The 21132-nt window shown below is 54.3% G+C and carries 14 protein-coding genes; 9 read left to right on the forward strand and 5 right to left on the reverse strand.

What is annotated here, in order from left to right; all coding sequences use genetic code 11:
• Window positions 1-35: 35 nt before the first annotated feature.
• From SD425_RS14610 to SD425_RS14620, 3 genes are all read right to left on the reverse strand, one after another.
• Complete coding sequence (locus SD425_RS14610; RefSeq protein ID WP_324670677.1) at window positions 36-890, reverse strand: tetratricopeptide repeat protein; 855 nt, start codon at window positions 888-890, stop codon at window positions 36-38.
• A 175-nt stretch (window positions 891-1065) separates the two neighbouring features.
• Entirely contained in the window at window positions 1066-3996 is a 2931-nt protein-coding gene (locus tag SD425_RS14615; protein ID WP_324670678.1) for a DNA gyrase/topoisomerase IV subunit A, read from the reverse strand.
• A gap of 149 nt (window positions 3997-4145) precedes the next feature.
• Complete coding sequence (locus tag SD425_RS14620; RefSeq protein ID WP_324670680.1) at window positions 4146-6065, reverse strand: DNA topoisomerase IV subunit B; 1920 nt, start codon at window positions 6063-6065, stop codon at window positions 4146-4148.
• 240 nt (window positions 6066-6305) lie between these two features.
• On the opposite strand from SD425_RS14620, the gene SD425_RS14625 reads away from it, so the two are divergent.
• The 4 genes from SD425_RS14625 (at window position 6306) to SD425_RS14640 (ending at window position 10325) form a co-directional block, all read left to right on the forward strand.
• The gene (locus SD425_RS14625; protein WP_324670681.1) at window positions 6306-7508 is read left to right on the forward strand and encodes an AI-2E family transporter; all 1203 of its coding nucleotides are present in this window, start codon (window positions 6306-6308) and stop codon (window positions 7506-7508) included.
• Between the two features lie 76 nt (window positions 7509-7584).
• Window positions 7585-8046 (forward strand): PA2169 family four-helix-bundle protein, encoded by a 462-nt coding sequence (locus SD425_RS14630; protein ID WP_324670682.1) that lies wholly within the window; start codon window positions 7585-7587, stop codon window positions 8044-8046.
• A 173-nt stretch (window positions 8047-8219) separates the two neighbouring features.
• The gene (locus SD425_RS14635) at window positions 8220-9701 is read left to right on the forward strand and encodes an exonuclease domain-containing protein (RefSeq protein ID WP_324670683.1); all 1482 of its coding nucleotides are present in this window, start codon (window positions 8220-8222) and stop codon (window positions 9699-9701) included.
• Window positions 9702-9902: 201 nt separating this feature from the next.
• Window positions 9903-10325: a hypothetical protein gene (locus SD425_RS14640; RefSeq protein WP_324670684.1), complete on the forward strand. Its 423-nt coding sequence runs from the start codon at window positions 9903-9905 to the stop codon at window positions 10323-10325.
• A gap of 35 nt (window positions 10326-10360) precedes the next feature.
• On the opposite strand, the gene SD425_RS14645 is transcribed toward SD425_RS14640, so the two are convergent.
• Window positions 10361-11974 carry a hypothetical protein gene (locus tag SD425_RS14645; protein ID WP_324670685.1) on the reverse strand — a complete coding sequence of 538 codons (1614 nt, stop codon included), beginning with the start codon at window positions 11972-11974 and terminating at the stop codon, window positions 10361-10363.
• Window positions 11975-12144: 170 nt separating this feature from the next.
• On the opposite strand from SD425_RS14645, the gene SD425_RS14650 reads away from it, so the two are divergent.
• Entirely contained in the window at window positions 12145-13677 is a 1533-nt protein-coding gene (locus SD425_RS14650) for a hypothetical protein (RefSeq protein WP_324670686.1), read from the forward strand.
• Window positions 13678-13739: 62 nt separating this feature from the next.
• Here SD425_RS14650 and SD425_RS14655 read toward each other — a convergent pair whose 3' ends face one another.
• Window positions 13740-14852, reverse strand: a complete 1113-nt coding sequence (locus SD425_RS14655) for a DNA topoisomerase IB (RefSeq protein WP_324670687.1) — start codon at window positions 14850-14852, stop codon at window positions 13740-13742.
• 252 nt (window positions 14853-15104) lie between these two features.
• Here SD425_RS14655 and SD425_RS14660 point away from each other — a divergent pair, with 252 nt between their 5' ends.
• From SD425_RS14660 to SD425_RS14675, 4 genes are all read left to right on the forward strand, one after another.
• Window positions 15105-15911, forward strand: coding sequence for a M48 family metalloprotease (locus tag SD425_RS14660; protein WP_324670688.1), 807 nt, complete (start codon window positions 15105-15107; stop codon window positions 15909-15911).
• Window positions 15912-15986: 75 nt separating this feature from the next.
• A complete protein-coding gene (locus SD425_RS14665) occupies window positions 15987-16793 on the forward strand; it encodes a M48 family metalloprotease (protein ID WP_324670689.1) in 807 nt (268 codons plus the stop codon).
• Between the two features lie 128 nt (window positions 16794-16921).
• Window positions 16922-18055 (forward strand): App1 family protein, encoded by a 1134-nt coding sequence (locus SD425_RS14670; protein WP_324670690.1) that lies wholly within the window; start codon window positions 16922-16924, stop codon window positions 18053-18055.
• A 206-nt stretch (window positions 18056-18261) separates the two neighbouring features.
• Window positions 18262-21072, forward strand: coding sequence for a pitrilysin family protein (locus SD425_RS14675; protein ID WP_324670691.1), 2811 nt, complete (start codon window positions 18262-18264; stop codon window positions 21070-21072).
• Window positions 21073-21132 lie beyond the last annotated feature (60 nt).

Genomic DNA, 21132 nt, shown 5'->3' on the forward strand with positions numbered 1-21132 from the left:
ATCACTTGTCGCCTTAGCTGGCCTAGGTTGCAAACTCAATCTCGTTTCAGGCTAACCGTATCTGCTTGCTGCATACGCTTGATCTCAGGCGGAGTATCGTCGTCGATGAGTTGGTGCTTGCGTATCGCTCTGCGCTGCAGCTGTTGCAGCAGAATGCGGCTCCGTCGACTCACCTCTAGCTCCTCACTCGTTGCTGGCGTGATCTTCAGCGCTGCTTTGAGGATATTCCGAGCGTTGGTGTACTGTCCCTGGTTGCGGTACACCCGAGCTAGGTCGTAGCAGAATTGGATGCGCTTAGGATCTAGCTCGTGGGCGCGTCGTAAGGCATCAATGGCTTTGCGGCTCCCGGCACCGTTTGGCGTACCACCTAGGAATAACCGGCTGAAAATGCGCTCAAAGAAATTATAATGGTCGACTCGGTAGTGCCAGCGCCCGAGCAACTGCCAGGCATCAGCCCAATCGGGGCGGCGTGCTACGGCTCGGAACACGTAGGGCTTCATCTCCCGGTAGGCTATTAAGTATTGACGCGTCCCGAATAAGGTTGCTTGGTTGGCGATAGTAAAAGCCGCGGCATAATTTGCTTCACCACCTTCCGGATTGACCACTAGAGCCCGGTTAGCATAGAGGCGAGCCGTTGCGTAGTACGCTGCTTTCCGCGTCTCATCTGTGTAACGCGCGCCAATACGGACGCTGAGCACGGCTGCCGACCAAAGCGCTTCGTAATTGCCCGGCGCTTTACTGAGCACTTGCTCGTACTTGGCCAAGGCCTCCGACTCGCGGTAGCTATTCTTCAACGAACGAGCCTCCGTTAAGATCTTGGGGATGTCTGTGGTCGCGACACTGGCGGGTGTTGGTGAACCTTGTACTTCTGGTGTTTGAGCAAAAACCAAGCAAGTGCTAGTCAATAGCCTCAACAGCACAAGCAGGAGAAGCAAACGAGAGCAGCGCAAGGGTATAGAAAGGAAACGACCGGGCACAACAGATGAGTTCGACTAAGCTAGGTCTTACAGAACCTACATACGCAAAAAAGAGCCCCGGTTTGGTTGCCAGGGCTCTTGTAAGTAGTTAGAACAACTTAAGCTGTGATTTCGGCCGCCGCAGTAAAGCTTGGGCTTGGGCTACTTCTTCGGCTGTCACTGTTACTTCACCGGATTCTACAGGCTCAGGTTCCGTAGCAGTTGGGGCTACACGCGGAATGGTAGCTGGGCCACGGCGCTTGGCTACTTCGCGTCGTTCCGGTTCGGGGCCTTCGTTGGTGAGTAAGGTTATTGCGTGAATCTTGAAGTAGTTGAGCTTATTGCCCATCGCCTTCCAGCCTTTCACATCGATAAACTCATGCAGATGAATAGCCTCAGTTTCCTTATCGGCTTTCTTATCGCGCTGAAGCTTCACTTCCACTTGTGGCTCTGTGCAGCAAGTAGCGCACAGCAGCTTCGAGCCTTTCGTTTCCGAAATAAAGGTAAAGCGCTTATCCAGAGTACTCGTCTCAATCTTGAAACGCTTCACATAATGCGTCTTTGTTTCGCCTTCCACGTACACCGCGCTGATGACTGTTTCGGGCTCTAGCTTGCGCATAAGCACAATGTTGGGCACATCGAAGTGGTGAGCAGGGTCGGGCGACTTGAGCTCGTAAGTACCGTCTTTGTGCACCAGCAGAATGGTGTGGTCGGTATCGAAAGCACCTAGGTAGCGGCCGTGGCCTGCATTGTTGAGGCGGCCTGTTACTTCGTCGAAGAACGTTTCGCGACCACCTAGGGTCGAATCGCCGCGGCTTTTCTGCGTAATTTTCTTAATCGGCTGCTTGGTCACGATGTTGCCCATCGAACCTTTGCCTTTGATAGCTAGCTCAGCAAAATCGAAGTCAAACTGTTTCACGCGAGCTGGCGCCTTGTCCACCAACTGTATCGTCACAATTTCCGACTCCGAGTTGGGGTTGGCCGTCAAATATAGCGTCTTGGTACCTTTCGTACCCTTCGTGAGGTCGTAAGTTTTGTCGCGGGTGATGCCCGTTACCAAGAAACGCTTAGCGAAGCTAATGCCTGAGGCGCCATCCTGGTAAATCATATTGTACACGAGTCGGTCGTCATTCTTATTATAGACGCCAACGTGCAAAATGTCCTTGCCGACGAAGGTCTTTTCTGCAATTCGAGTTACCATGAAAGAACCGTCGCGGCGAATAGCGATGATGTCATCCAGGTCAGAGCAGTCGCACACGAACTCGTCTTTCTTCAACCCATAGCCCACGAAACCATCTTGGCGATTGACGTAAAGCTTCTGGTTTGCCACGGCTACCTTCTGCGCCGTCACTACGTCGAAGGTACGTAGCTGCGTTTTCCGCTCGCGGTTGGTTCCGTACTTTTTCAGCAGGCCCTCGAAGTAGTTGATGGCATAGCGCGTGATGTTCGCTAAGTGGTCGGCTACTTCGGCCAATTCAGCTTCGAGGCGCTGGATATATTCTTCAGCCTTGAACGAGTCGAACTTGGAGATACGCTTGATGCGAATCTCCGTCAGACGGGTGAGGTCTTCTTCCGTGATGGCACGGCGCAGCACCAAGCGCGTATCATTGGCTTTCGCTTTCTCGCCGTCGATGCGCACAAACTTCTTCAAGCCGGCATCAATGGTCGCTAAAATATCTTCCCACGTCTCGCACTCCTCAATCTTGCGGTAGATGCGGTTTTCGATGAAGATTTTCTCCAGCGAAGCCGAGTGCCACTTCTCTTGCAGCTCGTCGCGCTGAATCTCCAGCTCACGCTCCAGAAGCCGCACCGTTTTCTGGGTGCTCAACCGCAGCATGTCCTCTACCCCCACAAAGTGCGGCTTATCTTCGATGATAACGCAGGTGTTGGGGGAGATGCTGATTTCGCAGTCGGTGAAGGCATAGAGCGCATCCATGGTCAAGTCGGGTGACACGCCCGTGGGCAGGTGCACCTGAATTTCCACGTCGGCCGCTGTGTTGTCGACTACCTTCTTGATCTTGATCTTATTGGCTTCCGATGCCTTCACGATGCTCTCCATCAGCGCCGTCGTGGTGGTGCCATAAGGGATGTCGCGAATCACCAGCATGGTCTTGTCTACCTTCTCAATGGTAGCCCGCAGGCGCAGCTTCGCGCCGCGCAATCCACCGTTATAGTTACTAACGTCGCAGAGGCCACCGGTCGGGAAGTCGGGGTACAACTCAAAAGGCCGCCCCCGCAGCACATCAATGCTAGCCTTGCACAACTCGCGGAAGTTGTGGGGCATAATCTTGGTGCTCAAACCGACGGCAATGCCTTCGATGCCCTGCGCCAGCAGCAGCGGAAACTTCACCGGCAGCGTAACAGGCTCACGCTTGCGACCGTCGTAGCTGAGCTGCCACTCCGTAATGTCAGGATTGAAGACCACATCCAGGGCAAACTTGCTTAGGCGCGCCTCAATGTAACGCGGCGCCGCAGCCGAGTCGCCGGTGCGGATGTCACCCCAGTTTCCTTGGTGATCGATTAGAAGGTCTTTCTGACCTAGGTTCACAATAGCGTCGCCAATCGATGCGTCACCGTGAGGGTGATACTGCATCGTTTGACCAATGATGTTAGCCACCTTGTTCAGACGACCATCATCCATCTCCTTCATCGCGTGCAGAATACGACGCTGCACGGGCTTCAGACCGTCTTCAATGGCCGGTACGGCGCGCTCCAGGATTACGTAGCTGGCGTAGTCCAGAAACCAGTTCTGGTACATGCCGTTGACACTCGCAATGTCGTGGATAGTCTCGCCGGGGGCAAACGTAGCTTCTTCTTCGGGCGCTTCCGCTACTGGCTCTTCATCCAAGCTAGCTTCCAGCGTCACCGACTCAGCCAACAGCTCGCCAGTCTCACTTACCACGAGTTGTGCCTCTTGCGCGTCGTCATCGGCTTGCGCCGACGTAGCCGGCTCAGACTCAAACTCAAAGGAGTCGCCGGAACCGAACAGGTTGGGCTCTTCTTCGTGGTTGGGGTCTTGGGGGTTCTTCTCTTCTGACATAAAAGGTGTGGCCCTTGCCACGGTTACTGTTCTTGTACCTCTCTCCTATCTCAAGCCCGGCCGTTGCTCCTTAACTAAAGAACAGCTGAGCTTGAGTAGAAGGCTTCTTCAACATGCACTGCCTACAAGCTAAGCAGTAAAATTCATTTTTAAGCTAGGTCTGCCTCCGCTACTTCCTCCACGGGCAGTACGTCGGAGGTAATTAGATCTTTCTCTAAACGCAGGTTTTCGATGATGAATTCCTGACGAGCGGGCGTGTTTTTGCCCATGTAGTACGTCAACAGCTTCTGAATACTGCGGTCCGATTGCAAGATCACCGGCTCCAGCCGGATGTTATCACCGATGAACCGACCAAACTCCTCGGGCGAGATTTCACCCAGCCCTTTGAAGCGTGTGATTTCCGGGTTACGACCTAGCTTCCGCATGGCCTCCTGCTTTTCACGCTCATCGTAGCAATAAATGGTCGTCTTCTTATTGCGTACGCGGAATAGGGGTGTTTCGAGAATGTAGACGTGGCCGTTGCGCACTAAGTCGGGGAAGAATTGCAGGAAGAAGGTGAGCAGCAACAGCCGGATGTGCATGCCATCCACGTCGGCGTCAGTGGCAATGACCACGCGGTTGTAGCGCAGCCCTTCCAAGCCTTCCTCAATGTTGAGCGCGTGCTGGAGCAGGTTGAGCTCTTCATTTTCGTACACAATCTTCTTCTTCATCCCGAAGCAGTTCAGCGGCTTACCGCGCAGCGAGAACACCGCTTCGGTTTCCACGCTACGGCTCTTGGTGATGCTACCCGAAGCCGAATCCCCCTCGGTGATGAAGAGCGTCGTCAAGGTTTCTTTCTCCACATCCTTGCTGCCCTCGCCAAAGTGGAAGCGGCAGTCGCGGAGCTTGCGGTTGTGCAAGCTAGCTTTCTTGGCACGTTGGTTAGCTAGCTTTTTTACGCCGGCCATATCCTTCCGTTCCCGCTCGCTTTGTTCGATACGCTTGCGCAGATCTTCAGCGGTAGCAGGATTCTTGTGCAGGTAATTGTCGAGGTGCTCCTTCACGAAGTCTACCACGAAGTTGCGCACCGTTGCCCCGTCAGGCTCCATCACAATGGAACCTAGCTTGGTTTTAGTCTGCGACTCAAACACCGGCTCTTGCACCCGAATGGCAATGGCGCCCACGATAGAAGCCCGGATGTCGGTAGCGTCGTAGTCTTTTTTATAAAACTCGCGCAGCGTCTTCACCACGCCTTCCCGGAAAGCAGCCAAGTGCGTACCGCCCTGTGTGGTATTCTGACCATTCACGAAGGAGTAGTACTCTTCACCGTAATCCGTGCCGTGCGTCAGAGCTAGCTCAATGTCGTTTCCCTTCAGGTGAATGATGGGGTACTTGATCGTATCCGGATCGGTCTTGCGCTCCAGCAAGTCCAGCAAGCCATTGACGGAATGATACTTCTGGCCGTTGAAGTTAATCGTGAGCCCAGCGTTCAGGTAAGCATAGTTCCAGAGCTGGCTTTCGAGAAACTCCGACTTAAACTTGTAGTTGCGGAAGATGGTCGGGTCGGGCTCGAAAGCCATCATCGTTCCGTTCCGCTGCGAAGTCTTCACTGGTTTGGGGTCGCTCACCAGTTGCCCTGCCTGAAACTCGGCCGCCTTCATGATGCCTTCGCGTACGCTCTGCACTACAAAGTTGGAACTCAAGGCATTCACCGCTTTCGTACCTACCCCGTTTAAGCCTACCGATTTCTGGAATACTTTAGAGTCGTACTTGCCGCCGGTGTTGATTTTGCTCACCACATCGACCACCTTACCCAGCGGAATACCACGGCCGTAGTCGCGCACAATCACGCGCTGGTTATCGATGATCTTGATATCAATCGTGCGGCCGTAGCCCATCATGTGCTCATCGATGGAGTTATCAATAACCTCTTTTACAAGAATATAGATACCATCGTCAGGCGATGAGCCGTCGCCTAGCTTACCGATGTACATGCCCGGGCGTAACCGGATGTGCTCGCGCCAATCGAGGGAGCGGATGCTGTCTTCGGTGTACTCATGGGGGGCCTGCGGTAGTTGTTCGTCAGCCATCAGAAAATGCTAAATCAAATTTGAGGTAAAATAACGCAGAAAATCGGCTTTTTCCCGGCCGTATTCGTAAAGGCGGACCAAAGGACGAGCAGGTAGAAACAAGCTATTGCCAAAGACTAATTTTATTGGCAAATCATTTTTCTACAACCCATCTCCGTTTTTCATAGTTCACCAGAAACAACCAAATATAGCCTAAATCCGGCTATTTCCCTCGCCCCCTGTACCTAATTTTTTTAGCCAATGCTACCAACCCCTAACAATTTTAACACGCCGCGCCACTCCAATCCGCCCATTGAGATCAAGCAGTCAGCAGTAGTCCATTACACCTTTTTGCTCATTGGACTTTCGCTGCTGGTCTTTGTGCTGCACCGGCTTGATGACATTCTACTGCCGATCTTCTTCTCAGGCCTCTTAGCGGTATTGCTATTGCCGCTTTGCTTGCGTTTCGAGAGCTGGGGCTTCTCTCGCATTCTGGCTATCGTCACGTGTTTGTTGCTGGTTATCCTGCTGATTGTGGGCCTTTTCTACATTTTCGGTTCCCAGATTATTCAGTTCCGCGACGAGCTACCGATTCTGCAAGAACGCCTTGCCGAGTACTTCGACAAGATCCAGCAAATGCTGAGCTCGCGGTTTGGCATGCAGCCGATCAGCAAAGATCAATTGATTGACCAATCGCTGGATTCGCTGAAGACTCGTGCTGGCGGCTGGCTAGGTACCACGCTCAACACGACCACCTCAGTTCTGAGTGTTGTGACGCTGATTCCGATCTACATCTTCTGCTTGCTGTACTACCGCGACCATATCCGGCAGTTCATGTTCCGCTTTGTAGCTCCCGATAAGCGTACGTCGGTGCTGCATACTATCGATAACATTCAGACGGTAATCCAAGCGTACATCTCTGGCCTGCTTACTGTTATCGTAATTGTAGCCGTGCTCAACGCAATTGGTTTGCTTGTGCTTCAGGTGAAATTTGCTATTTTCTTTGCTGTGTTCGCCTCGGTGCTGGCGGTTATTCCTTACATCGGTATTTTCATCGGTGCAGCCTTACCCACGCTCATCACTTTAGTAGAAACTGGCTCGCCGCTGCACGCCGCAGGCGTACTCGGAGTATTCCTGGTAGTACAATTCTTGGAGGGCAACTTCATTACACCTACGATCACCGGTTCCAAAGTGAGTATCAACCCAATGGCAGCTATCATTGCGCTGATCCTAGGTGGTGAGTTGTGGGGTACGCCGGGTATGATCTTGAGCATTCCGCTGACAGCTGTGCTGAAAGTAATCTTCGACTCGTCGAAGGCTACCGAACCTTGGGGCTTCTTGCTAGGTGATATTTCCGACGGCGAAGACACGAAGAAGGACAAATCAGACGATAAGCCCGGATTTTTTGCCCGCATTTGGCAGCGGATTCGCGGTGAGCATGTAACCCCAAGCACACGCCGTTAGTATAAGCCCTAACAGCGCAGCTTCATGAAGCTGAGCTACTTTCTGAAAACGAACTCTTTCATAACACCCAACCAAAATGGCTATCAACGAATCAACTGCCCGCGCTTACAACGACCTTGTAGAAATCAACGAAACTGGTGCTAAAGGCTACCAGGAAGCTGCTGAAGGCGTAAGCAACCCCCAATTGAAATCAGAGTTGGCTCAATACAGCCAGCAACGCGCACAGTTTGCTTCTGAGCTGAAGCAACACGCTAAGCAGTATGGCATTTCTACCGAAACTGGTAACACCATCGAAGGTGTGCTGACGGATGCTGCCGCTGCCGTTCACCGTGGCTGGATTAACCTGAAGTCGGCCGTAACCGGCCAAGATGACAACGCCATCCTAGGCGAGTGCGAAACTGGCGATGCAACAGCTCTGGAAGCTTACGAGCAAGCGCTGAAAGCTGCCGACCTGCCCGCTGAAGCAAAGTCAGTTATACAACAGCAGCACGGCCAGATCTTGGCAGCTAAAAACAAAATCACTGCGCTGAAGCACTAGGTTCAACCTAGCTTTTAGACGTACGAAAGGCGGTCTGCTCTGGCAGGCCGCCTTTTTGTTTGCGCTCTGGCGACTAATGAACAGCTTACGCACATTCCTTGTGCAACCTTCCAGTAGCCTATCTTTGTTAGTAGTACCTAGCTCTATCTTTTGTCTTTGCTACCGCCCCGCTTTTGTACGCTATAATTGACTTGGAAACCACTGGTGGGCAGCCCACCCAGGACCGGATTACGGAAGTTGCCATCTTTATCCACGATGGTACGCAAGTCGTGCATCAATTCTCGACTCTCCTGAACCCGGGACGGCCTATCCCCTTCTTTATCACGCAGCTCACGGGCATCACCGACGACATGGTGCGCGACGCGCCGAAGTTTCATGAGGTAGCGCGCAAGATTGTGGAGCTGACGGAAGGCTGCGTGTTTGTAGCGCACAATGTGCGGTTTGACTACTCTTTTCTGAAAAAAGAATTTGCAGACCTAGGCTACAATTATTCGCGCAAAACGCTTTGCACAGTGCGTCTGAGCCGCTCATTGATTCCGGGACAACCTAGCTACAGCCTAGGTAAGCTGTGCCAGAACATTGGTATTCCGTTGGAGGGGCGTCACCGCGCCGCGGGTGATGCGGCGGCTACGACCGTGCTCTTTGACCGCCTGCTCAAGATAACGCAGCAGGAAGAAAACCTAGCGGACCCAAACGCTACGCCCGCTGATACGCTTGCCGCGGTGGATGCCACTGCACCCAACGGTCGCAAGCCTACCAAGCAACCTAGCCCCAAACGAGTTGCTGCCGTGCAAGAGGCCATCAAGACGGCTTTGCTACCGCCTAATATCACGCCGCAGCAAGTAGCTGCGCTCCCGCAAGAAGCTGGTGTGTACTACTTTCACAATGAGCAAGGGGAAGTAATTTATGTTGGTAAGAGCATCAACATCTACAAACGCATTCAGCAACACTTCGCTGTCGATTACAAGTCGCGCAAGAGCTTAGAGTTCAAGAATTCTATTTCCGATATTACGTGGGAGCTGACGGGTTCGGAGCTGGTCGCGCTGCTTTACGAATCGCACGAGATTAAGCGACTGAAGCCGCTTTACAACCGAGCACAACGACGCTCGGTCTTTCCGGCCGGCATTTTTCTGCGCACCGATGAGCAAGGCTACAAGCACCTCTACTACGGACGTGCCGACGACCATGCGGTTTCGCACCCACTTATTGCGCTAACTAACCAGTTTAAGGCGAAAGGATTTCTGTTTCACAAAGTTGCTAAGTTCAACTTATGTCAGAAGCTCTGCGACTTATACAAAACCCAGGGCGCTTGCTTCGACTACCAAGTGCACCGCTGCAAAGGAGCGTGCCTAGGCCTGGAGGCGCCCGAAGAATACAACAAGCGCGTGGAAGAAGCCATTGAGTCATTTACCTACGAGCACAGCTCGTTTGTGGTAATCGGACGGGGCCGCACAGAGCTAGAGAAAACGGTAGTCGTGGTAGAGCACGGCCGTTACCTAGGCTTCGGCTACGTGGATACGGAGACGTTTTCGGCGCGGAAGCTCGCCGACTTCAAGGAAATCGTTACGCGCTACAACGACAACAAAGACGTACAGCAGATTATTCGTCAGTATCTGCGCACCAAGCACAAAGACAAAGTCAAGATCTTCAAGTAGCTAGCTTTTATGCTTGGTCACTTATTGTCTTTGGTAGCCAGGTGAGCCTGCGCGCATCCAGCATTTTCTTTTAGTAGCTGCGCGTAGGCTCACCCTAAACTGGTAAATTGCTTACCTATACAGCTCAGCTGTGCCGCCCTCCTGCTACCTGTTTGCACATTTCTGTCTCCCAACATCAATGTGTCTTTTCAAGCGTTTTTAATGCCTGATTTACGTTACCCCATCCACGAGTCCCTCTTTTTTCACAACAATCTAGCAAGCATCATCGCGCATAACTTTGGGTATGTGCGTATTGAGTGGCACCCGACGATGGTGCGCACCTCGGAGCTGCGTGAGGCCTACGAGCATGTGCTGCTGCTGCTAAAGGAGTCTGGCATCACCAAGGTTTTGTCTGACCACCAGCTACTTGCGGCCATTATGCCCGACGATCAGTATTGGCTTGCCAACGACTGGGTACCACGCGCCGTGCAGGAAGTTGGCTATGCGCGTTGCGCCATCATTCAAGCATATGACGTCATCAGCCACCTAGCTACGTTGAAAATCACGAACTCGTTGATTACCACGTTGGCGGTGAACTACTTCGACGACCAAAGACAAGCGGAAGGCTGGTTACTCCAAGCTTGATCAAGGGCAACGCCAGCAGCGGAATCTAGGTCAGCTCAAAACAAGCGGTGACGCAAGAGCCAGCCAGCCGCATCAAACTCTTCTGCGCGGGGCTTATACGCTTCTACTTTTACTTTTTTTGCGGTGACCTGGATCGTGTTACCATCACCGCTGTCGTACACCGTTATGTTTGCCAAGCTAGCTTTCGGGGGCACCGTATGCTGCTGTATAGTATCCTGCCCAGCTCCGTCGTAAATACCCACGGCGATGCCGGCGTCGGGCAAGCTTTGTAGGTCGAACACATCGGCGCCACCGAGGCCAAAGATCTTGATGGAGCGCGTCTCTCGTGCATCGAACGTGCGTTGGTTGAGCAGGCTATCGGGCTGATCGACTCGCTTGGCATAAATCTGCACCCGTAATTGCGACCTACCCTGAGAAGTTATGACGAAACGCTCTGCCTGCTCGGTGCCGGGCAGCTCAATATCGCGGGCGAGCAGTTCGTAGAACTTGGCAGCTACGGCAGGCAGCTGTTCGCGCCGCTGGCGTAGCTTGGAGTCGAACTCTGACCCGACCAAATGATAGACTTGCTGGGGCCATACGAGCAGCGACTGCCGAATAACATCGTCGGAAAGCTGCCGCCGCATAGAATCAGCCACTTGCTGGAAGTCGCTGGCCGAAAGGTAAGCGAGCAGCGACTTATCCATGGGCAGCGCAGCGCGGTTCAGCCCCTCCACATTCTGTAGCTTGATCTTGCCGTGAAAACTCTGGTAATTAGTTTTAAACCAGCTGATAATGCGCGTCAGCACGCCATCGTCAAACTTAAAAAAGGCATGGTCCCGGTCGCGGGGAATGGCCCGGTATACGATACCGCCAGGCGTGGGAAAGCTAGCCCACCGCCATTGATCCTCGCGCCGACTCCAGTCGCCGAGCCACATATCAAACAAACGCGCCCGCAGGTATTGGCGCGCATCAACGCGGTAGCGCTGGCTGTAGACTAGGTTGGTAAAGGCTTTGCGCGAACTTTCCACCCGCGCCGAGCGGCCGAAGTTGGGGCTGTCACGCTGGTTACCATCAGGGCGCTCCTCCAGCAGGTATAATGCATTCGCGAAGCTCTTGCGGAAGCTGCCTAGGGCCGGGTCATCGGGCAGCCACACCAAGCGCGGATTTGTGTAATACACGCCAGCGGCTTTGGCCAACGGCGGCACAATGTAAGCTCCGTAGGGATTGATAACGCTGGTCTGATCTTTCATCAGGTTGGCGATAAGGCCTTGCTGAAACTGAGCGGGCAGCGCCTTGGTGGCATCTTTATCGACGGAGCGCAGCACGTACTCTAGGTCGTCGCGCGTCACCAACCGAAGGTTTCTCGTTTGAAAGCTCCCCCCCTCGCGCACTGGAGTGAAACCACCCGGTACGGCCGTGCGCAGGTTGAACACGCGCGCTTGAACCGGCACGGCCCATACCTTGCGGTAATGTTTACCCCAAAAAAACCGGTGGATGGCCCCGCGCATGTACTGCGGGCCGGCCGCTACTTGTACTGTGGAGTCAGCCGCAATAGTCGGTGGAGGGCCAGTAGGCTTCGCGGGCGCGGAGCAGGAAACGCACAGCAACCCGCACGATAACACCTTCACGCGAGAGCTACGCCAGCAATAAGAAATAAGAGTTAATGTCATAACTACGCGACCTAGAGGTCGGGCGCCACACGGGCGGCCACCTTATAGCGCAAACCAGGGCGGGGCGGTTGTGCTTGTTATCTTTTATTGATGGGTTTCGTTGAAGCACCTAGGTTGTGCTTTCTCTCCTTTAGATGGTTGTTCGCTTACTTCTCCTTGTATGTTGGCTGATGGTTGCTAGTTGCGCCCGGCAGCGTTTTTTTCAAACAGATGCTCGGCTGCCAAGTGCTCCCCCACTTGCTGCCACGGCCGATAGTGCCCGCGTGACGGCCGGTCGGCATTACCGCGCGAATGCACTTTACAATGTCTTCTTTGGCCGTCATTACCGCCACGTCTGGACGACACCTGTTACCGTACCCGTACTGAAGCCTCAAACGGTGGTGCCGGGCGGCTTGCAGGCGGGCAAGCTAGGAGGAGGATTCCAGAGTACCAGCATGACCTTGCTCGGCGCCAACGGCCGTGAATACGCCCTACGGACGCTTGATAAAGATCCGTACAAAACGTTGCCTCGGCTGCTGCAAAAAACCTTCGTGCTCAACTTAGTGCGCGACGCCACTTCGGCCATCAACCCCTACGGCGCGTTTGTGGTGCCGCCGCTGGCCGAGGCTGCCGGGGTGCTACATACCACGCCTCAGCTCTTTTACATCCGAGCCGATGAAAAAGGCTTGGGGGAGAACGCACCGAAGTTTCAGGGAAAGCTAGCCTTGCTCGAAGAGAAGTTTGATGGTAAGAGCAACCTCACGCCTGCCTTTGGCGAAGCACAAAACCTGGAAGACAGCGACGATGTGCTGCGCGCGCGCTACCAAGATCCCAGCTGTCAGTTCGATCAATTGGCATTTGCGCGGGCCCGCCTGCTCGACCTCTGGCTCGGCGATTGGGACCGACACGAAGGTCAGTGGCAATGGGCCGTATACGAGCAACAGAACCGCACCTTGTATCGACCCATCCCCAAAGACCGAGACCAGGTTTTTTACCGCTTCGACGATGGACTGGTGCCGTGGCTCGTGAGTCGCCCGTTCGTGGTAGGAAAGCTGCGCACCTTTAAGCCGCACTACGAAACCATCGCGGGCTTAGTAAAAAATGCCCGCTTCATCGACGAGCGGGCTCTTAATGAGGTAACCAGCGCACAGTTTCAAAAGCTAGCCCTCGATCTGCAAAGCCGGCTCACTGACGAAGCCATTGAGACGGCGCTCCACCGCCTGCCACCGCCTGTTTACGCACTAGAGGGCGCACGCACAGCCGCTGCCTTGCGAGCACGCCGGGTCTCGCTGCCAACAGCAGCGCGCACTTATTATAAATTGCTAGCGCGTGAGGTGACAGTGGTAGGCACCGATCAAGCCGAGCGGTTTGTGGTGCAGCGTCTCACCGACTCCACGACCCAAGTGCAGGTGTATGCGGCCAAAGGCCAACCCATGTACGAGCGTATTTTCCGTAGCGCTGAAACAAAGCTCATCACCTTGCACGGCCTAGGTGGCGAAGACACGTTTGAACTAAGCGGCGACGTGATGCATGGCATCCGCGTTAACATTTTCGGAGGACCAAACCGCGACGAAGTCAAGGACACATCACGGGTGCGCCACAGCCGCCGGAAAACTTACTACTACGACACGCGTAGCGGCAACACCTTAGAGGCTGGCCCTAGCACCCGCGACCGAACCCGAAAAGGTGTCGAAACTCACGCCTACGACCGCGAAGGGGACTAAAGAGTGACTGAGTGACTGTTCTAGTACCTTGCCCGGCTGTTTAACTCAGTCACTCAGTCACGCTACACTGTCTCCAGCATATCTAGCACCATGTGCTCGGTAGGCGTTAGCAGGTCGTTTTCTTTGGGGTCGATGTCGTGTTTACGGAGGTAGTCGATGAGCTTATCTGAGTTGAACAGCTCCACTACCTGGGGGTGAATGTAGTACTTGCTACAAACGGTAGGCGTGTTGCCGAGGCCGGTTGCTACTTCTTTCACGGCGCGCTTCAGCACTTTCGCTTTGGGCAGGTCCGGCTCTTCGTTAATCACGTTCTCCAGGCATGCTACCATCTTCACGGTGCCGCCCCAAGTGCGGAAGTCCTTCGCCGAGAGGCTCATGCCGGTTACGTCATGCAAGTATTGGTTCACGTCGCCCGATTCTAGCTCGGCACGGTGGCCATCAGCATCGTAGTATTGGAACAAATGCTGCCCCGGGATTTCCTTACACTTCTGTACCAAGCGCGCGAGCTTTCGGTCGTGCAGGGTAACATCGTGGGGCACACCCTTTTTGCCGATAAAGGAAAAGCGCACCATATCCCCTTCCACCTTCACGTGCCGGTCGCGCAAGGTGGTCAGGCCGTAGCTCTTGTTTTTCTTGGCGTACTCGCGGTTGCCCACCCGAATAAACGACTGGTCCATCAGATTCAGCACCAAGGCTATAACCTTCTCCTTATCTAGTTGCGGGCGCTTTAGGTCCTTCTGAATTTGCTGCCGCAATTCGGGCAGCTTCTCCCCAAACGCTCGCAAGCGGCTGAACTTGGTAAGGCTTCGGGCCGCATCCCAGGCAGCATGGTAGAGGTACTGTTTGCGCCCTTTGGCGTCGCGTCCGGTCACTTGCAAGTGCGAGTTGGCGGATGGCGAAATCCAAACGTCGGTCCATGCGGGCGGAATAACAAAGTGCTGAATACGGTCCATTACCTTCTCATCCGTAACAGACTGTCCTTTAGCATCTAGGTACGTGAAAGTACCATCTGGGCCGGGCTGCCGGGTAAGGCCTGGCTTGGTGTCGGTAAGGTACCGTAGGCCAGCTAGCTCCGCTTGACGGGCAGGGTCCTTGTAAAGCTCGTGCGCTTCTGCAAGCGGGTCGAGCAGCTTCTTCTTCGTTTTTGGGCGCGGATGTGTAGCAGCGACAGACATAAGAGGTCTTCAGGAAAGGGCTGCTTGGTAGCAGCACAGGTGGTTTTTCCTGTACGTAGATGCGCCGGGAAAGTAGCGCGCTATGCCTCACCTATCGTTTGCTCATGCAATTCGACCTTGACTATTTTCGTTAGATATAAGCGTCAATATAACTAAAATTGAATATCTATCGTAAGCGTGCCACACCCGGTTCTGGCACCGTTTTTTCTTCATTTTCACCGTCCTGTTCATCTTTCCAACCCTGCTTTTCTTATGCAGCGCCCCTTTTTGCAGCTCGCTCTCTTCTTCTCTCTAATTGCTCTTATTGCTACTGGCGCTACCACTCCTCACCAAGGTTTCTCGCTGTTCTCCATCGAAGATGACAAAGCCCTAGGTAACCAAGTTGCTGCCCAAACTGACTCTACCTACCGTGCCAAAGGCCAGCTTCTAGACCGTAACAGCAAGAATGCCCGAGCTTATCAGCTGCTCGATGGCGTCGTGAACCGTGTGCTCAACAGCGGCCAGATCACCTACCGCACACAATTTCCGTGGGACGTAAAAATTATCAAGGACGATGCCACGCAAAACGCTTTTGCTACGCCCGGCGGCCACATCTACGTTTTCTCCGGTCTGATTAAATATCTCGATCAGGAAGATCAACTGGCCGGCGTAATCGGCCACGAAATTGCCCACGCCGACCGCCGTCACTCTATCAAATCCTTGCAAAAGCAATACGGCGTAAGCTTTCTGTTGAGCATCGCCTTAGGCAAAAACCCTGGCCAGTTGGCGCAGATAGCCGCCGGCCTAGGTCAGCTCAAGTTCAGCCGTGACTACGAGCGTGAGGCTGATTCGTATTCAGTAGCTTACCTAAAAGCGACGAACTACTATTCTTGCGACGGTACGGCTGGCTTCTTCATTAAAGCTGAAAAAGCTGGTCAGTCGAACCCGCCTGAGTTCCTGAGCACCCACCCCAACCCCGGTTCGCGCATCGCCAACATCCAAGCGAAAGCCAAGCAGCTAGGTTGCACAGGCCGTAGCTCGTCGAGCGCCAACTTGACCGAGTTAAAGAAACTGCTGTAGCCGTCGTTGCTACTACGAGCTTTTGGCCCACGCCGTACTCTTTCTACTTACCCTTCTATTTCCTTTCCAGTTTTTATGATACACCTCCTGCGTAAGCCGTGGCTTCTTCTTTCCCTGGCTACGTCATTGTTGGGCACTGCTGCTTGCTCCGGCGACGGCGACAACGTAGTGCTTTTCTCCATCGAAGACGACAAAGCCCTAGGCGACAAAGTTGCCACCGAAACCGACTCTACGTACCGCGCCAAAGGCCAACTCTTAGAGCGCGCTAACAATGCCCGCGCTTACCAGCTGCTCGATCCTATGGTGAACCGCGTACTGAACAATGGCCAACTCGTGCACCGCAACGATTTTCCCTGGGACGTAAAAATCATCAAGGACGACGCCACGCAAAACGCCTTTGCCACGCCCGGTGGTCACATCTACGTTTTCTCTGGCCTGATTAAGTTCTTAGATAATGAAAGCCAACTGGCAGGCGTGCTCGGCCACGAAATTGCTCACGCTGACCGCCGCCACACCTCGAAGCAGCTCCAGCAGCAATACGGCATTTCCTTGCTCCTAAGCCTGGTGCTGGGTGAGAACCCCAACCAGCTTGCTCAGATTGCGACTGGCCTAGGTCAACTCAAATTCAGCCGCGATTTTGAGCGCGAAGCTGACGAATACTCAGTTGTGTACCTGAATAACACCAGTTATTCCTGCGACGGCACGGCTGGTTTCTTCAGCAAGGCTCAAAGCGCTGGTCAGCAAAACCCACCGGAGTTCCTGAGCACGCACCCCGACCCAGGCGCCCGCATTGAAGCCATTACGGCCAAAGCCGCAAGTTTAGGCTGCACCGGCCGCTCGGTTGATAACTCGTCATTTTTGGCGCTGCAAAAAGCACTATAAGCTGCTCCAAAAGCATTCCTGACAACGTCCGCTGCACTAGTAGCGGACGTTGTTGTTTTTAGGCGTACCGTAACATTACCGTTGAGGCTTCTCGTATCTTCTGGCCATACCGTTCTTTGTTGCCAACTATGCCTCTTCTCGACAAACTAAATGACTGGGCTGAACGCGCCGATGACCTCGTGCTTCAGATGCGTGCTCGGCTTGGGTTGTTGCACCCTTTGCAAATAGTACCTTACTGCAGCTACGGCACCCCTTCCCGGCTCTACGTGAAAGGCCGTTTGCTCACCGATAAAGGCATCGGCGAGCCCTCGGCCGACGACTCCCGCTGGCAGAACCTGCTGAATATGTACCGGCGTTTCGAGAGCAACGAAATTCCCGATGCTCAGCTGTTAATTCGACCCGCCGATGGTTCCGAGCACCCTATCATGACCGACGAGGAAGGATACTTCACGCTCAACTTAGAGCCCTCGATGCTAGGTGAACCAATCGACTACTTATGGTACGCCGTGGATGTCGAGTTAAAAGCTGCCCCTGCGCCTATCCCCACACCGCCCGGCATACACGCCCAAGCGCGGGTGCTCATTCCGCCCGCCGACGCGGAGTATGGGGTTATCAGCGACCTAGATGATACTGTTATTCAAACGTCCGCTACGGACTTGTTGCAGATGGCCCGCACGGTGCTGCTGCGCAATGCTCATTCGCGCCTACCGTTCAAGGGGGTAGCCGAGTTCTACCGGGCCTTGCAGCTAGGTCGGAACGGCAAGCGTAACAATCCCTTCTTCTACGTGAGCAGCAGCCCTTGGAACCTGTATGACTTGCTGGAAGACTTCCTGGCGCTAAACAAAATTCCAGCCGGCCCGATTTTGCTGCGCGATATGGCTCTTAGCCGCAAGCGCAGCGACCGGCACGTCAACCCACACCACGGTCATAAGCTCAAGGAGATAGAAAACCTGTTGCTCACCTACCCAAAGCTTCCCTTCGTGCTCATCGGCGACAGTGGGCAGGAAGACGCCAACATCTACCGGGAAGTGGTGCAGCGCCACCCGAACCGTATCCTAGCTATTTACATCCGCGACATCATGCGCCCCGACCGGGCGACGCTCGTGGAGAAAGTAGCCGAAGACTTACTGGATAACGAGCATAAAGTAGAAATGCTGCTGGTGCAAGACACCGTGCAAGCCGCTGAGCACGCGGCACGGACTGGCCTTATTTTCACCGAAGCCATTCCAGCTATCGAGAAGGAAAAGCAAAAGGACGAGTAAACCTAGGTCTTCTCGAAACTTCTTTATGCGGCCCGCTAGGTATTCTTGGCGGGCCGCGTGGCTTGTGAGTCTTGGTATTACTAAAGTACCCTCAGTATAATCCTACGATGGTCACTTCTTGGCGCCACAATTCGCGTAACTGCTTGTATTCTAGTGAATAGTTATTATCTATAGCGTACCAATCCATCTAAAACTAGTATCCTTCTATGCAAAGCTTTATTGCCTCTATTCGACCGTGGTGCCTAGCGTCTTTACTGCTCACCGCGAGCCTCTCCTCCGTGCATGCGCAAGGCCAGCTTTCCGCGGGCGCCACGAAAGTAACTTCCGTAGAAGGCATCACCGAATATCAGCTCAGCAACGGGTTGCGGGTGCTGTTGTTCCCGGATGCGTCGAAGCCGACAATGACCGTAAACATCACGTATCTGGTAGGTTCGCGGCACGAGGGCTACGGGGAAACCGGCATGGCTCACCTGCTCGAACACATGGTGTTTAAGGGGTCGACCAACCACAAGAACATCACCCAGGAGCTGACCGAGCACGGCGCCCGCCCCAACGGCACCACTTGGTACGACCGCACTAACTACTTTGAAACCTTCGCGGCAACCGACGAAAACCTCAACTGGGCCCTCAGCCTGGAAGCCGACCGCATGGTGAACAGCTTCATTAGCAAGACGGACCTAGCCACAGAGTTTTCAGTGGTTCGCAATGAGTTTGAAATGGGCGAAAACTCGCCTCAAGGAGTGCTGATGGAACGGGTATTATCCTCCGCTTACCTATGGCACAACTACGGTAAATCAACCATCGGCTCGAAGGAAGATATTGAGCGCGTGCCGATTGACAACCTGCAAGCCTTCTACAAACGCTTCTACCAGCCTGATAATGCCGTGCTCGTCGTAGCGGGCAAGATTGATGAGCCGAAAACCCTGAAGCTGATCAGCCAATACTTTGGGGCTATTCCGAAGCCAACTCGGCAGCTCTCCGCCTCTTACACAACGGAACCCACCCAAGACGGTGAACGAAGCGTAGCGCTGCGCCGTGTAGGCGACACACAAGGCCTCGCTGTGGCCTACCACACGCCGGCCGGTGCCCACCCCGACTACGCCACCCTCGACGTGCTCATGGACGTGCTGACCAACGAGCCTTCCGGCCGTTTGTACAAGGCCCTCGTTGACAAAAAGAAAGTAGCTTATACCTATGGCTGGACGCCGGCCTTGCACGACCCTGGCTTCGCGTTTTTCTACGCCGAAGTGCGCAAAGAACAGTCATTGGATTCGGCCCGCACGGCCATGCTGGGTACCCTCGATGCCGTGACGCGCCAAGCTCCCACCCCCGAGGAAGTAGAACGCGCCAAAACCAAGCTTCTGAGCGGGATTGAGATGATGTTCAAGAACACAGAGCGTGTGGGCCTAGATCTGAGCGAATGGATTGCAGCGGGCGACTGGCGCTTGGTGTTTCTCTACCGCGACAACATTCGTAAGGTGAAGCCCGCCGATGTGCAACGCGTTGCTGGTGCTTACCTAAAGCCCTCCAACCGCACGGTCGGCGTCTTTATCCCAGATCAGAAGCCTGATCGGGCGGAGATTCCTGCTACGCCGGATGTAGCGGCCCTGGTGAAGAACTACAAGGGAGAGAAAATTGTAGCGGCGGGCGAAGCCTTCGATGTGTCGCCGGCCAACATTGAAGCGCGGACCAAGCGCGGTCAGGAGAAAGACATCAAGTACGCTACCCTCGCCAAGAGTACCCGCGGCAACAGCGTCAACGTGCAGCTAACCTTGCGCTACGGCGACGAGAAAAGCCTGACCAACAAGCCCGTGGTAGCCAGCATGACCGCCTCCATGCTGGAGCGTGGCACCAAAACCCGCAGCTACCAGCAGATCCGGGATGAGCTAGACAAATTGAAGTCGCGCGCTTACGTGTACGGCGGCACCCAAACGGCGTCGGTGACGGTGGAGACGGCCAAAGAGAATCTGCCGGCAGTGATGAAGGTGGTAACTGATTACCTGAAGAATCCCTCGTTCCCTGAAGCAGAATTCAATAAGCTGAGAGAGGAACGCCTAGCAGGCTTAGAAGCGCAAAAACAAGAACCTCAAGCCATTGCCTTCAGCACCAGTCAGCGGCTGCTCAACCCCTATCCCAAAGGCCACCCGCTCTACGTCATGACCTTTGACGAAGAAATTGAGGCGCTTAAAGCACTAACGCTGAACGAGGTAAAGCAATTCTACAAAGACTTCTACGGGGCTGACAATGCGGCCCTAGCCGTGGTAGGCGCCAGCGACGAGGCAACCGTGCGCACGCTCGTCAAGAATGACCTAGCTAAGTGGAAAGCCAGCAAGCCTTATACGCGTATCGCCCGCACGTACCAGGACGTGAAGCCGGGTAGCCAAGCGCTACAAACCACCGACAAAGCCAACGCCGTGTACGTGGCCGGGCTCAACCTACCCATGCGCGACGACGACCCCGATTATCCAGCGCTTGTGCTAGGCAACTACTTGTTTGGCGGCGGCTTCCTGAACTCGCGGCTCGCTACACGGGTGCGGCAGAAGGAGGGCATTAGCTACGGTATTGGCTCAACGGTAGGGGCCGACCCGCGCGACAAGCTAGCTTCGTACACCATCTACGCCATTTACAACCCCGAAAACAAGGACCGGCTGAACAAGGCGATTCAGGAAGAGTTTGCCCGCATGGCAAAGGAAGGCTTCTCGGCCGACGAGGTGAAAGCGGCCAAGAGTGGCTACCTGCAAAACCGAGCCGTGTCGCGCGCCCAAGACAACGTGCTGTCAGGTCGTTTGAACACCTACCTCGACCTGAACCGCACCTTTGCTTGGGATGCTGATTTTGAAAAGAAGATGCAGGCCCTGACGCCCGAGCAGGTAAACAACGCTGTGAAGAAATACCTCGACTACAACAAGCTGGTGTTCGTGGAAGCCGGTGACTACGAAAAAGCAGCAAAAAAGAAAACGGAGCCCAAGACGGCGGAACCCGCCTCATATCAGGCAACCGCACCGAAAAAACCCTAGGTTTGGTATCGTTTCGCGGTTAAAAACGAAAGAGCTTCTGCCAAGGCAGAAGCTCTTTCT

Source organism: Hymenobacter sp. GOD-10R (genome assembly GCF_035609205.1).
GTDB lineage: Bacteria > Bacteroidota > Bacteroidia > Cytophagales > Hymenobacteraceae > Hymenobacter.